This is a genomic window from Microcella sp. (assembly GCF_040286215.1).
In the GTDB taxonomy this organism is placed as follows: domain Bacteria; phylum Actinomycetota; class Actinomycetes; order Actinomycetales; family Microbacteriaceae; genus Microcella.
The window spans coordinates 144543-158281 of record NZ_JAVKCK010000006.1; the positions used below are offsets into that span (position 1 = coordinate 144543).

At 68.4% G+C, this 13739-nt stretch carries 14 protein-coding genes; 6 read left to right on the forward strand and 8 right to left on the reverse strand.

Features of this window, described 5'->3' with window-relative positions; genetic code table 11:
- Nucleotides 1–6 precede the first annotated feature (6 nt).
- Entirely contained in the window at nucleotides 7–675 is a 669-nt protein-coding gene (locus RJQ01_RS03035; RefSeq protein ID WP_350475233.1) for a DUF8185 domain-containing protein, read from the reverse strand.
- A 20-nt stretch (nucleotides 676–695) separates the two neighbouring features.
- On the opposite strand from RJQ01_RS03035, the gene RJQ01_RS03040 reads away from it, so the two are divergent.
- Nucleotides 696–1589, forward strand: coding sequence for an acyl-CoA thioesterase (locus RJQ01_RS03040; protein ID WP_350475234.1), 894 nt, complete (start codon nucleotides 696–698; stop codon nucleotides 1587–1589).
- Between the two features lie 22 nt (nucleotides 1590–1611).
- On the opposite strand, the gene RJQ01_RS03045 is transcribed toward RJQ01_RS03040, so the two are convergent.
- The 4 genes from RJQ01_RS03045 to RJQ01_RS03060 are packed head-to-tail and all read right to left on the reverse strand — an operon-like array spanning nucleotide 1612 to nucleotide 5574.
- The gene (locus tag RJQ01_RS03045; protein WP_350475235.1) at nucleotides 1612–2073 is read right to left on the reverse strand and encodes an acyl-CoA thioesterase; all 462 of its coding nucleotides are present in this window, start codon (nucleotides 2071–2073) and stop codon (nucleotides 1612–1614) included.
- On the reverse strand, nucleotides 2070–3383 hold the full coding sequence (locus tag RJQ01_RS03050) for a DUF2254 domain-containing protein (RefSeq protein WP_350475236.1): 1314 nt from the start codon (nucleotides 3381–3383) through the stop codon (nucleotides 2070–2072). The genes RJQ01_RS03045 and RJQ01_RS03050 overlap by 4 nt, the downstream gene beginning before the upstream one ends.
- A 5-nt stretch (nucleotides 3384–3388) precedes the next feature.
- Nucleotides 3389–5071, reverse strand: coding sequence for an energy-dependent translational throttle protein EttA (ettA, locus tag RJQ01_RS03055; RefSeq protein WP_350475237.1), 1683 nt, complete (start codon nucleotides 5069–5071; stop codon nucleotides 3389–3391).
- A gap of 5 nt (nucleotides 5072–5076) precedes the next feature.
- Complete coding sequence (locus tag RJQ01_RS03060; RefSeq protein ID WP_350475238.1) at nucleotides 5077–5574, reverse strand: DUF6993 domain-containing protein; 498 nt, start codon at nucleotides 5572–5574, stop codon at nucleotides 5077–5079.
- Between the two features lie 358 nt (nucleotides 5575–5932).
- Here RJQ01_RS03060 and RJQ01_RS03065 point away from each other — a divergent pair, with 358 nt between their 5' ends.
- The 4 genes from RJQ01_RS03065 to RJQ01_RS03080 are packed head-to-tail and all read left to right on the forward strand — an operon-like array spanning nucleotide 5933 to nucleotide 11127.
- Nucleotides 5933–7351, forward strand: coding sequence for a hypothetical protein (locus RJQ01_RS03065; protein WP_350475239.1), 1419 nt, complete (start codon nucleotides 5933–5935; stop codon nucleotides 7349–7351).
- 55 nt (nucleotides 7352–7406) lie between these two features.
- Nucleotides 7407–7799, forward strand: coding sequence for a response regulator (locus tag RJQ01_RS03070; protein ID WP_350475240.1), 393 nt, complete (start codon nucleotides 7407–7409; stop codon nucleotides 7797–7799).
- Complete coding sequence (locus RJQ01_RS03075) at nucleotides 7796–10474, forward strand: hybrid sensor histidine kinase/response regulator (RefSeq protein ID WP_350475241.1); 2679 nt, start codon at nucleotides 7796–7798, stop codon at nucleotides 10472–10474. The genes RJQ01_RS03070 and RJQ01_RS03075 overlap by 4 nt, the downstream gene beginning before the upstream one ends.
- A complete protein-coding gene (locus RJQ01_RS03080; protein WP_350475242.1) occupies nucleotides 10471–11127 on the forward strand; it encodes a response regulator in 657 nt (218 codons plus the stop codon). Before RJQ01_RS03075 ends, RJQ01_RS03080 begins: the two co-directional genes overlap by 4 nt.
- A 26-nt stretch (nucleotides 11128–11153) precedes the next feature.
- Here RJQ01_RS03080 and RJQ01_RS03085 read toward each other — a convergent pair whose 3' ends face one another.
- The 3 genes from RJQ01_RS03085 to msrA all read right to left on the reverse strand — a co-directional run bounded on the left by RJQ01_RS03085 (nucleotide 11154) and on the right by msrA (nucleotide 12652).
- A complete protein-coding gene (locus tag RJQ01_RS03085) occupies nucleotides 11154–11636 on the reverse strand; it encodes a single-stranded DNA-binding protein (protein ID WP_350475243.1) in 483 nt (160 codons plus the stop codon).
- 183 nt (nucleotides 11637–11819) lie between these two features.
- On the reverse strand, nucleotides 11820–12032 hold the full coding sequence (locus tag RJQ01_RS03090) for a methyltransferase (RefSeq protein WP_350475244.1): 213 nt from the start codon (nucleotides 12030–12032) through the stop codon (nucleotides 11820–11822).
- Between the two features lie 92 nt (nucleotides 12033–12124).
- On the reverse strand, nucleotides 12125–12652 hold the full coding sequence (gene msrA / locus RJQ01_RS03095; protein WP_350475245.1) for a peptide-methionine (S)-S-oxide reductase MsrA: 528 nt from the start codon (nucleotides 12650–12652) through the stop codon (nucleotides 12125–12127).
- Between the two features lie 63 nt (nucleotides 12653–12715).
- Here msrA and RJQ01_RS03100 point away from each other — a divergent pair, with 63 nt between their 5' ends.
- Nucleotides 12716–13735, forward strand: a complete 1020-nt coding sequence (locus tag RJQ01_RS03100; RefSeq protein WP_350475246.1) for an aldo/keto reductase — start codon at nucleotides 12716–12718, stop codon at nucleotides 13733–13735.
- The last annotated feature ends 4 nt before the right edge of the window (nucleotides 13736–13739 follow it).

Sequence of the window (13739 nt, forward strand, 5' to 3'; positions counted from 1 at the left end):
GCCGCATCAGGCGCCGAGCGACCAGGCGCCCTGCTTGACGAGCACGTGCCCGCGCTGCGTGCTCAAGCGAATCCACGGACCCGTCGCGAACTGCTGAACGGGGTCCTCGCCGAGGAACCCGAGAGCCTCCGCCGCGAACGCGACCCCCGCGGGCAGATGATCATGGCCCTCAAGCGGGCGACCCCAGACCTCTGAGCGCACCCGCTGCACGATCTGCTCGCCCGCGTTCGCGGGAATCGCGGCGGCGACCTCCTCGATGCCCGCGCGAGCGGCGGTCGCGAGCGGCGCCGGGTCGAGCGGGGTCATGCGCTGCCAGCCGCCGCGGGGCGGCGAGATGCCGGCCCACACCACGGTGTGCACGGCGGTCGGCACGCGCACGGTGACGGGACCGTCTGGGGCCGAGCCGAGCGCAGCATCCAGGCGTGCCTGCAGCGAGGCGATCGGCACGACCACGTCGAAGGAACCCTCCAGGAGCGCCGTCGTGCGCAGGCCCAGGACGGTGGGGCCCCGGTCGAGCAGGCCCTTCGGGGTGATGACCGCGACGTACATGGCCAGCACCCCCGAGTCGGCGATGAGGCGCACGGCGGCCGCAGCGTCGAGGCGTGCGGCGCGCCCGAGCAGCACAGCGAGATCCTGTGCGGCGGCGGGAGTGGGGAGGGTGAACGCGTCGTTCATCGATCTCTAGACTACGACGGATGACTGATGCGCCTCGCGACCCCGTCGCCGACCTCCTCGCCGCCCTCACCCTCACCGACACGGGTGCGCGCACGAGCGAGGACATCTTCACCGCGCCGAGCCTGTGGACGCCTCAGCGGCGCGTGTTCGGCGGCCAGGTCATGGCCCAGGCGGTGCTCTCGGCCATGCGCACGGTCGAGGCCGACCGGTACATCCACTCGATGCACGGCTACTTCCTGCGGCCGGGCGACATCGACAGGCCGATCACCTTCTCGGTCGACCGCATCCACGACGGCCGCTCGTTCTCGACGCGCCGTACCCAGGCCTATCAGCACGGGCGCCCGATCCTGTCGATGATCGCAAGCTTCCAAGACATCGACCCGGGGCTCGACCACCAGGCAGCGATGCCGATCGACGTGCCCGACCCGCAGTCGCTGCCGAGCGCGGCCGACATCCTGGGCGCCATCGACCACCCGGCCGCGCAGTACTGGGCGCGCGGCCGACCCTTCGACATGCGCCACGTCGACACGCCTGTCTACCTGCACGCGAGCGGCGATCAGGTCGCGCACCAGGCCGTCTGGCTCAGGTGCCTCGAGCGCCTGCCGGACGACGAGAACCTGCACCGCGCGGCCCTCGCCTACGCGAGCGACTACTCGATCCTCGAGCCGATCCTGCGCCGACACGGCCTCGGCTGGTCGACTGCGGGGCTCAAGATGGCGAGCCTCGACCACGCCATGTGGTGGCACCGCTTCGCGCGCGTCGACGAGTGGCTGCTGTACGTTCAGGAATCCCCCAATGCGATCGGCGGGCGCGGCCTGTCGACGGGGCGCATCTTCACCCGCGACGGGATGCTCGTGGCCTCCGTCGCACAGGAGGGCATGGTGCGCGTGCCCGAGTCGCCTGACCACCACTGAGCCGCGCGGGCGCCGCCCGACGTCAGTCGCGAAACGCGATCGGCGGCTCGACGTACGGCTGCCAGGCGGCGCGGGCGTCATCGCTGAGCCGGCGCGGGGAGCCCGTCGCGCGGTCGACGAGCACGATGGTCGTCGCCGCGCGGGTGTAGAGAGTGCGAGGCTCGTGATCCGACGGGCTGAAGATCTCGTAGCAGACCTCGAGACTCGCGCCGCCCAGCCGGCCGATCCAGAGTTCGACATCGAGCGGATCGCGGTGGAACGGGATGGGATCGAGGTACTCGATGCGCTGCGCCGCGACGAGCGTGATCGAGGGCGACCCGGGGCCCGTCTCGAGAACGGCCGTCGGCGCGCCGCCCGCCGGATCGCTCCAGAAAGCGGCGATGCGGGCCTCCTCCAGAAGCGTGAGCATGCGCGCATTGTTGACGTGCTCGTACGCGTCGAGATCGCTCCAGCGCACGGGCACCGGCACGTGCAGCCGCGTCACAGCGTCACACCCGTGTCGGCGCGCGCCGCCCGCACCTGCGCGAGATCGTAGGCGGCAGGCGAGCTCGCGGTGAAGTCGTCGACCAGTCGATCAGCAGCGGCCAGCAGCATCGGCCGGGCCGCGTCCGGCGCGCGCTCGACCACCCGGTGAACGAGCAGAATCGCCCGGCACACGACAGCGGAGTGAGAGATCGCATACGGACGCAGCAGGTCGAGCGCGTCGGTCGTCAGATCGCAGACCCGGCGGCGCACGACACGCACCCGGACATCGCCGTCGGCATCGACGAGCACGCGGGGCGGATCAGGGCGGCTGATGCCGTGAGCGAGCGCGGCCGAGAGGTCGTCGAGAGCATTGATCGCCGTCAGGGGGTCGTTCGTGCCCGGGCTGAGCGCCCGCACAGCGAGGTCGATGAGCTGGCGCACGAGATGCTCGAGATCCTGGTACGGAGTGCGCGCGTCCTCGAGAGCGACCGCGGTGCGCACCGCACTGACGATCGCGCGATCACCCGCCGCGTCATCGCCCGTGCGTTTGGAGCCCTCGACGGTGGCCAGCAGGTCACCCTCGACGACGTAGGTGCCTGGCTGCACGACGACGTCGATGCGCACGTCGTGGCGACGGGCGGCCTCGATGAGGTCGTCGGCGGCGATCGCCCCGACGTAGCCGTCGCGCCCTGCGCGCACGGGCCTGCCGGAGGAGTCGATCCACTCGCGCGAGGGCACGACCTCGGCCTCGGCGTCCAGCGGGAACTGCTCATCGAGCCGGCGGATGAGCTCGCCGCGCACCGCGGCCGACAGCGTGGAGACCTGAATGTCAGACGCGATGTGGTGGATGAAGTAGACGAGCAGACCAATGCCGGCCACCAGCAGCACCACCGCGAGATTCACCGCGAGGTGCGGCACGAATGACGAGCTGTCCACGTCCTCAATCCTGATGTGCCGCACGACGATGAGGGCGTACAGCGCGATGGAGACCAAGCCTCCCAGCACCACCTGATTGCCTCGGTCTGCCATGAAGTTGCGCACGAGCCTCGGACCGTAGTTCGACGAGGTCAGGGCGAGAACCGCGATCGTGATCGAGAACATCGTCGCGGCGGCACCCAGCATGGAGCCAGAGATCGCCGTGAGCAGGCCGCGCGCGCCGTCGGCACCCACCTCGAGAATGAGTCCGCCAGCCCAGGCAGGTACTGGCGCGAGCCGATCCAGCAGCACGACCAGCTCGGCGAGCACGATCGAGCCGATGACGAAGAGGCCCGGCACGAACCAGAACGAGTCGCGCGTGCGAGCGATGAGGTGCAGCAGACGACCCTTCATGGCGGTCAGTCGCGCGTGAGCTTGCGGTAGGTGGAGCGATGCGGCTTCGCCGCATCCGGCCCGAGACGCTCGATCTTGTTCTCCTCGTAGGCCTCGAAGTTGCCCTCGAACCAGTGCCAGTAGCTCGGGTTCTCCTCCGTACCCTCGTACGCGAGGATGTGGGTGGCGATGCGATCGAGGAACCACCGATCGTGCGTGATCACCACGGCGCAACCGGGAAACTCGAGCAGCGCGTTCTCGAGGCTGCCGAGCGTCTCCACATCGAGGTCGTTCGTCGGCTCGTCGAGCAGCAGCAGGTTGCCGCCCTCCTTGAGGGTGAGGGCGAGGTTGAGACGGTTGCGCTCACCCCCGGAGAGCACGCCGGCTTTCTTCTGCTGGTCAGGGCCCTTGAAACCGAATTGCGAGACGTATGCCCGCGACGGAATCTCCGTCTTGCCGACCTGGATGTAGTCGAGGCCGTCGCTCACGACCTCCCACAGAGTCTTGTTCGGATCGATGCCGCCGCGACTCTGGTCGACGTATGAGATGTCGACGGTGTCGCCGATCTTGAGGGTGCCGCCGTCGAGCTCTTCGAACCCCACGATGGTCTTGAACAGCGTTGTCTTGCCGACCCCGTTCGGACCGATGATGCCGACGATGCCGTTGCGCGGCAGGGTGAAGGAGAGGCCATCGATGAGGATGCGCTCGCCGAAGCCCTTACGCAGCTTCGACGCCTCGATCACCTGCGAGCCGAGCCGCGGGCCCACGGGGATCACAATCTCCTCGAAGTCGAGCTTGCGCGTCTTCTCTGCCTCCGCCGCCATCTCCTCGTACCGGGCGAGACGCGCCTTCGACTTCGCCTGCCGGCCTTTCGCGTTGGAGCGCACCCAGTCAAGCTCGCCCGCCAGTCGCTTGGCGAGCTTCGCGTCCTTCTTGCCCTGCACCTCCAGGCGAGCCGCCTTCTTCTCGAGGTAGGTCGAGTAGTTGCCCTCGTACGGGTAGAGCCGCCCCCGGTCCACCTCGGCGATCCACTCGGCGACGTGATCGAGGAAGTACCGGTCGTGCGTGATCGCGATGACGGCGCCCGGGTACTTCTGCAGGTGCTGCTCGAGCCACAGAACGCTCTCGGCATCGAGGTGGTTGGTGGGCTCATCGAGAAGCAGCAGATCGGGCTTCTCGAGCAGGAGCTTGCAGAGCGCGACACGGCGCTTCTCTCCTCCACTGAGGTGGGTGATCATCTCGTCGCCGGGCGGGCAGCGCAGAGCATCCATCGCCTGCTCCAGCTGACTGTCGAGATCCCAGCCGTTGGCGGCGTCGATCTCCTCCTGCAGGGTGCCCATCTCGGCCATGAGCGCATCGAAGTCGGCCTCAGGGTCGGCCATCGCGAGCGAGATCTCGTTGAAGCGGGCGAGCTTGTCGCTCAGCTCCCGCACGCCGTCCTGCACGTTCTCGAGCACCGTCTTCGACTCGTCCAGCTCGGGCTCCTGCATGAGGATGCCCACCGAGTAGCCGGGGCTCAAACGTGCCTCGCCGTTGGAGGGCTGGTCGAGGCCCGCCATGATCTTGATGATCGTCGACTTGCCGGCGCCGTTCGGGCCGACCATACCGATCTTCGCACCAGGGAAGAACGACATCGTGACGTCGTCGAGGATCAGCTTCTCCCCGACCGTCTTGCGGGCGCGGACCATGGTGTAAATGAATTCGGCCATGCCTATCAGTCTAGGGAGAGCGTGCGCCCCACCAGGCACCGCCCGGTGCTGAGCACCGGGGCGACGCCGGCGACCACCTGACCGTCCACGACCTGCCCGAGCAGGCAGTCGTCGCCCAGGCGAACCGCGACAAGGATCGAGTCGGCCGCCATGCCCGTCGGCGTGGTGTCGGCCGTCACCTCCATGGCAGCCTTGTCGAAGCCCGCGTCGACCACACTGTCGACCAGCTCGCGGCTGGTCGGAGACTGGACCTGCGCGATCAGGGCGTCCAGGCGGAACGCGAAGTAGTCGAGGTTCTCGGCGGCCGTGCCGCCCTCGACGAACTCGGGCACGATCCCCGGAGTGATGCGAGGCTGCTCGAACGGGTCGACGGGCGCATCGCTGCTGGGGCTCGGCACCGGCTCGCGCTCGACGGCGCAGCCAGCCAGAACGAAGGCCGACACGAGGATGCCCGCCGCACGCGCTGAGGCCCGCCCACGGCGAGAAGACGGGCGCGAGAGCATCCCGAACCTCCGTGATCTGCCAGCCTCATCGGAGCCGCGTCGCGGCCCGGGAGCGAGTCTACGCAGACGCCGTTCGGTATTCGAACACGCCTGACCGGCGGTGGTTGCCCGCATCGCGTCATGGGAGGAGACTCACTCCAACGCAAGCGGTAGGTGATCGGGGGGTCACCGGGGGACCGCGAACCGTGGTAGCGCTTCGGCCCGTTCGGGTCGGGCCCGAATCGCTCAGACAAGTGCCGGTGGTTCCTGATCTCTTCGGGTGAGATCAGGAACCACCGCCTTCCTCAACCATGATGTGCACCAGGGGCGTCGAACCGAGTCGGCCTACACTCCCTCTCGGCGAAGGGAGGCGAGTGCAGTGGGCGGTCTCACGGCGCGAGAGGCGCTCGGCGGGCCCTGGGCGACGCACTGGGCGGTCTGGGTCAGCCTGTACCCTCCGACGACGCTCCTCGTCATCCTGCGCGAGAACATCACCCCGTTTGCGGAGTGGTGGTGGCCGTTGCTCTCCGCCACGCTGCAGCACCTCGCCGTCGGCATCATCATTGCGCTTGGCGCGGCGATCGCTCGCCGGCGGCACGCGATCCTTCCGCTGACCGTCGTCGCAGCGATCTGGGGCACCGCCGCTGTCTCCCGTGCCGTCATCGGGGGATTCGTGGCGAACGCCGTGACCGGCGTCGACCCTGAGTACGCCTTTCGCATCGCGACGTGGGTGACTGCGAGTGCCCTCTGGGTGCCCATCTTCGTCTACACTCTCGCCCAGTTGGACCAGAGACGCCTCCTGCTCGGCGCGCTCGACGCGGCTCACCGCGACCTCGAGCGGGCCCGACACGCGTCGATCGAGTCGGCCGACGAGGTGCAGCGGAACCTGCGCGAGTCCGTGCGCCACACCGTGGAACCGGTGCTCGAAGATCTTCGGGTCAGTCTCTCCAACACAGGCACGAACCTCACGAGACCGCAGCTGGAGCAGTTGACCGCCCAACTCGGCCGCCTGCATGACGATGTCGCAGCCGTCGTCGACTCGGCCGGCGTCGACCCTCGTGCATCGCAACAGGCTCATCAGCGAGCGTCCCTTCGACGAGCTTTCGATGTACGACCCGAGCGCCCCGTGCTGACCGCGCTCCTGGTCACGGTGGCCACCATCGCTCTCATCGCGCCGGACGCCTGGCGCGTTTTCGGGGCGCCCGCCGCTCTCGAGGTCACCATCGCGGCCGTCGTCTCCGGAGTCTTCCTCGGTATCGGGCCCGCCGTCGCTGTGCACATCGGCCACAGCGTCTCCGTGTTCCCGGGGCAGGCCGTGACTGTCGTATCCCTCGTCCTCGCGCTCGGCGCCATGACCCAGATCATGCTCGCGAGCGAGATCGACCCGATCACCTGGCATGGTCTCCTCATTGCGCCGCTCATGGCGGTCTCCCTCATTCTCACCAGCACCGTGTTCGCGCTCGCGACAGCGCTGTACCGACTCAATGAGGATGCTGGAGCCGAGCTCGCGCAGACCAGGACCACCATCGAGGCCCTCGACCGGGAGCGCGCCGAGACCCGCCGGCGTGAGCGACGCAAGCTCGCCATCCTCTTGCACGGTCCCATTCAGGGCCGGCTTGCCGCGTGCGTCATGGCCCTGAACTTCCACACCGCTGCGTTGGCCGATGGCTCATCGGCGGGACCCACTTCCGCCGTGATCGATGCCGTCGCGCTTCACCTCGACGATGTCTCGCTCGGCCTCGTCTCCCTCGCGACCATGAGCGACGCGGACGGCCTGCGCACCCCCGAACAGGGGTAGGCGGGCCCGCCGGCTGCTCTCGCACCGAGGAGAGTGGCCGCCTAGACTGGCGTGCATGGCCGACCCCGAGCCGCTCGACACCGTCGTCCTGGTGGCGGACGACGACGACCTCGTGCGGACCGTCCTGGGCCTGGCGCTCGCGTCGCGAGGCCTCGCCGTGGTCGAATCCGCCGATGTCGACGGCACACGGCGCGCTGGGAAGGCGCACACGCTCGAGCTCGCCGTTCTCGATGTCAACATGCCCGGAGGAACGCTGCGCGACTCTCTGGACGCGGTGCGCACATCGCACCCGCGACTGCCGGTGCTCGTGCTGAGCGGCGAGCCCACCCGACCGGATGATCTGGATGACGTGGACGTCGAGTTTGCGCGCAAGCCCATCGACTTGGACGACTTCCTCGAGCGTGTGGATCGTCTTCTCGACCCCGCGCGCAACGAGCCGCGGCCATGACCTCTGCACTTCGCGACCCGACGGCCCTCGCGGCCGTGCTTGACAGCGCGCTCGCAGACCTCGCTGACGTCGCCTTCGTGACCGATACCGACGGCACGGTCATCGCGGCGAACACGACGCTTCTCACGCGATCGGGGCTGTCCCGCGATGAGGCCGTCGGGCAGCGGCTGCTCGACATCATCAACGGTGAGGATCGTGACGTCACCGGCGAGCACATGGCGCGCGCGCTGCGCGGGGAGGTTGCCGCGTTCCGGATCGTGCGAGCGATCAATGAGCAGACCCAGTACGTCTCGGATGTCACCCTGCATCCCGTGCGCGACGGTCGCGACGTCGTCGCCGTCCTCGGCACTGCACGAGATGTCACGGAGGCCATGGCCGTGGCCCGCGAACGCGAGTCGGCGGAAGAGCTCCTCCAGATCGCCGGCCGCATGGCGGGTTTCGGGGGTTGGTCGATGGACGCAGCCGACCGAGTGCTGCGGCTCTCCGACGAGGCGCGAAGCATCTTGACGATCGCCCCCGATGCGCAGATCGTTCTCGACGAGCTTCTCCATGCTCAGCCCTCGCACACTCGCGACGCTTTGCGCGGCGCGATGCGGCGGTGCCTCGAGGAGGGCGAGGGCTTCGACGTGCAGCTCGACATCGTCACCACGTCGGGCGCGCGGGTCGTCGCGCGCATCCTGGGGCGCCCGGAGCGCGACCACACGGGAGCGGTCGCGCGCGCACTCGGTGCGATCTGGGACGTCACCGAAGCGGAGGCCGAACGGTCTCGACTCGTCGAGCTGGAAGAGCGCCTGGCGCTCACCCTCAACACCATCAGCGACGGCATCATGTTCCTCGACCGCGACTGGCGCTTCACCTTCGTCAACCCTCGAGCACTCGAGCTCGTCGGAAAGTCAGAGGAGGAACTGATCGGGGCGTCCTTGCGGGAGGCCTTCCCGGAGTCAGAGGGCTCAGATTGGGAGCAGGCATACCATCAGGCGATCGAGACAGGTAGCCGCCAGCAGGTCAGATCGTTCGATGAGTCGTTGGGCATGTGGTTCGACGTGACCGCGTACCCGAGCGCTTCCGGACTCGCGCTCTACGTGCGGGATGCCACGGACGACGAGCGGACGCGTCAGCACATGATCGAGAGCCAACGACGCTTAGGGGAACAGGCCCGTCTGCTCGACGCCGCCCGAGACGCCATGATCGTTCGCGGCCTGGACCACAGGGTCCAGTATTGGAACCGCGCGGCAAGCGAGCTGTACGGGTGGAGCTCCACTGAGGCGATCGGTCGGCCGGTTACCGAACTGATCTTCGACGACACGACGGCGTTCGACAACGCCACCGCCGCCGTCCTGCGGGAGGGCTTCTGGAGCGGAGCGCTCGAGCAGCGGGCTCGCGACGGGCGGCCGCTCGTGGTGGACTGCCGATGGCAGCTCGTGCTCGACGAGACCCATCAGCCATCCGCGATCTTCGCCGTCAACAGCGACATCACCGAGCAGCGGAAGACAGACGAAGCGCGCTTGCGCGCGCAGAGAATGGAAAGCCTCGGCACGCTCGCCGGAGGAATTGCGCACGACCTCAACAATGTGCTCACACCTCTCCTGATGTCGGTACAGCTCCTTTCCCGCCGAGCACACGACGACGACGAGCGCCAGATTCTCGACGGCATGGAGGCTGCCGTCAAGCGAGGTGCCGACATGATCCGCCAGGTGCTCGCCTTCGCGCGGGGCGTGGAGGGCAGACGCATCCGGGTCTCGGCCCGTGACCTTCTCAACGACGTGACCTTCTACACCCGCACCGCGCTCCCGAAGGAGATCACGATCACGACCGCGCTCGAGGGCGGTAGCCGAGACACGATGGGCGACCCCACCCAACTGCTGCAGGTGCTCATCAACCTCGTCTCGAACGCGAGAGATGCCTTACCCGAGGGCGGCCACATCCATGTCCGACTGAAGAGCCTCGCGATCGACGAGCAGAACGCATCGGACGGCCTCTCGGGGCGTCCCGGGCAGTATCTCCTCTTCGAGGTAGAGGACGACGGCATCGGGATGCCTCCGGAGGTTGCCGCGAAGGTATTCGAGCCCTTCTTCACTACGAAAGCGCCCGGCCGCGGCACAGGGCTCGGGCTTCCGAGCTCTCTCGCCATCGTCCGCAGTCACGGTGGCTTCATGGAGGTCACGAGCGAAGCGGGCACCGGGACGACGTTCCGCGTCGCACTGCCGGTCGCGCCCGACGGCGAGGCACCTGCCGCTCAGGCCAATCAGAAGAAGGTCGGCGCACCACGAGGCAAGGGCGAGCTCATCCTCGTCGTGGACGACGAGCCGATGATCCTGGACGTGACGGCGCAGACGCTGCAGGCCCACGGGTACCGCGTCGCCACGGCCCGGAACGGGCAGGAGGCGATCGACCTCGTGGAGGCGGGCGACCAGCGCATCGACCTCGTGCTCACCGACATGATGATGCCCGTCATGGACGGAGCTGAGGCGAGCGCGTACCTCGAGAATCACCACCCGGATGTTCCGATCGTCGCGATGAGCGGTCTCACCTCGAACGGCTCGGCGCGGCGCGCTGTCGGCATGGGCATCACTCGATTTCTACCGAAGCCGTTCACGACGAGCCTTCTGCTGACAACCGTTGCTGACACCCTCCGCGGGGTGCCGGGAGATGGAGACCAGGAGGAGCAATCGTGACCGAAGCCGAATCCCACGCTTTGCGCGTCGTCGTTGCCGACGACGACCCCTTCACCCTCTCGCTCGTCTCGGGTGGGCTGGAAGCTCAGGGCTTCGCCGTCACCTCGGCGACGAGTGCCGAGGAGGCCCTGACCGCCGTTGCTCGTGTGGAGCCCCACGCGCTGGTGAGCGACCTCAACTTCGGCCATGGCCGCACCGGTGCCGCGTTGCTCGATCGGGTAGCGGCGGAGTTTCCCTGGATCGGCCTGGTTGTGCTGACATCACACCGCTCCCCCGAGCTCGCCGTATCCGATCCCGAGCTGATCCCTGCGACGGCGGTCTACCTCGTGAAGTCTCAAGTGAGCCGCGTCGACGAGCTCGCCGAAGCGGTGCATCGCGCGATCAGCGGCCAGATCGACGCGGAGGTGATCCGAGAAGACGACGTGCCCACCGTTACTGCCGCGCAGGCCGAAGTGCTGCGGATGCTCGCCGAGGGCGCATCGACGCGCGCGCTCGCCGAGCACCGCGGCACGACGGTGCGGGCGGTGGAGACGATGCTGACGCGCCTCTTCCTCGCTCTCGGACTCGACACCGGTGAGAACGCGAGCCCCCGAGTGGCCGCCGTGACTCTGTGGCAACGCGGGGGAATCCGCGTGCGCCGGCCCGGCACCTGACGCCAGGCGCCGCACGTTCGGATGCCCTAGAACGGCGTCGACTCGAGCAACTCGTCCTTGCTCTGCTCTGCAGAGTCGCGGTCTGACGCGGCATCCTGCGCGGTCGGCGCCTCGCCCGCTTCCGAGCCGTCGTCCCGGGCGGGGCTCTTCGCGATGACGCTGCGCGTGAACGTCGCCCGGCCCCACGTCAAGTCGTGCCCGATGGCCTCGGCATCGATCTCGACCGACGTGCCCGACTTCTCGTCGGTCTCCCAGTCGCGAATGCGCACGCGCCCCGTGACGAGCACGCGGTGACCCTTCTCGAGCGACGAGGCCACATGGGTGCCGAGTTGGCGGAACGCGGTGACCGTGTACCAGTTGGTGTCACCGTCGATCCAGGCGTTCTGACCGCGATCGAAGCGGCGCTGGTTCGAGGCGAGGCGGAAGCTCGTGATCGTGAGCCCCTCGCTGGTGACGATGTGGCGCGGGTTCGTCGCGACGAGCCCCGTGAGAGTGATGGTGTCGGTCATGGTGTCCTCCGGTCTGCCAAGGGTGGCGAGACGCCGGACGGTTCGTGCCGGAAGAGCGCCCGGCGTCTCGTACCGGAGAGTGTGGTCGCCTCGCTCCGTGGCCGCCCGCGCGGCCATGGAGCTGAGGACAACCGACCGTCTGCACCGTGATGGGGAGGGACCGGCCTCCCCCACGACCAGCGGTCAGTGCTCGGTGAACTCGGGGCGCTCCGCCCCGGGCCCGAGAGCGGCATGCAGCGCGCGCTTCGCGACGTCGAGCGATTCGTACGGCCCGCGCCGAGCATCCTCACCCGGCAGTGACACAAAGAAATCGTCGCCGCTGCGCTGAACGGCTCCGACGGCTCCTGCGGGGCCGTGCGCTGCCCAGGTCTGATCGATCTCGATCGGTGTGCTCATGGTTCGCTCCCTTCGGTCGGCGGACGCCTCGTGGTGCGTTCTCAGAAAATACGCCTCCGTGCGGGCGTCTGTCGAGGGGGTGCGGGCCTGTCTCAGCGCGCCGTCACGTACGGCGCGTACGCCCTGCGTACCTTCGTGACCTTCGGCAGCGCGACAGCGAGGCAGTAGCCCTGGCTCGGGTTCTTCGCGAAAAAGTCTTGGTGGTAGTCCTCGGCGATGTAGTAGCGGCCGAGCGGCGAGATCTCGGTCACGATGCCGCCCTCCCACGTCTCGGATGCTCGGTCGCGCGCCGCCTCGAACAGCGCCTTCTGCTCCTCGTCGGCGTAGAACATCGCCGAGCGGTACTGCGTGCCCACATCGTTGCCCTGCCGGTTCAGCTGGCGCGGATCGTGCAGGGTGAAGAAGATGTCGAGGATGACATCCGCAGGGACGACATCCGGGTCGAAGGTGACAGCGACGGCCTCAGCGTGACCCGTGGACCCGGTGCAGACGAGCTCGTAGCTGGGCGTCTCCACATGGCCGCCGGTGTATCCGGAGACGACGTCCGAGACGCCCTCGATGGTGCGGTAGACGGCGTCGAGGCACCAGAAGCAGCCCCCGGCGAGGTGGAATGTGCGCATGGTGAGAGTGTACGTCTGCCCGCCGTGCACGAACCGTGCGCTCGCCGGTCGTACGCTGGACGAATGCCCATCGAACGCACGCCGTACGCGGCCGCCGCCAACCGCTACGAGCAGCTCGACTACGCGCGCGTCGGGCGAAGCGGTCTGAAGCTGCCGCGCATCTCCCTCGGTCTCTGGAACAACTTCGGCGAGGACAAGCCGATCGCGACTCAGCGCGCGATTCTGCGTCGCGCGTTCGACCGCGGCGTGACCCACTTCGACCTCGCCAACAACTACGGCCCGCCCACCGGCAGCGCCGAGACCACCTTCGGGCGCATCTTCGCCGACGACTTTCGCCCGTACCGCGACGAGCTCGTCATCTCGTCGAAGGCCGGCTACTTCATGTGGGATGGCCCCTACGGCGAGTGGGGATCGCGCAAGCATCTGCTGAGCTCGCTCGACGCGAGCCTTGCCCGCCTCGGGCTCGACTATGTCGACATCTTCTACTCGCACCGGCCCGACCCGAGCACCCCGCTCGAGGAGACCATGGGGGCGCTCGCGACCGCCGTGACGAACGGCAAGGCGCTCTATGTGGGTGTCTCGAACTACGACGCCGAGCAGACCCGCGAGGCGCACCGCATCCTCGGCGAGCTGGGAATCCCGCTGCTCATCCACCAGCCCCGCTACAACATGTTCGACCGACGTCTAGAGGACGGGCTTCTGGATGCTCTCGCCGAGCTCGCGCTCGGCAGCATCGTGTTCTCCCCGCTCGCCCAGGGCTTGCTCACCGACCGGTACCTCGACGGCATTCCCGCCGACTCACGTGCCGCCCAGGGCCGCTGGATCACGGGCGACACCATCGACGACGTCTACCTCGAGCGAGCGCGAGCGCTCAACGAGCTCGCGCGGCAGCGGGGCCAGTCGCTCGCTCAGCTGTCGCTGCTGTGGGTGCTGCGGCACCCGCAGGTGACGAGCGCGCTCATCGGCGCGAGCAGCGTGCGCCAGCTCGACGACAGCCTCGACGCCCTGAACGGTGCCGCGCTGACCGTCGAGGAGATCGCGGCGATCGAGCCGCACGCCGTGCACGGCACCGGCACTCGGTAGCCCG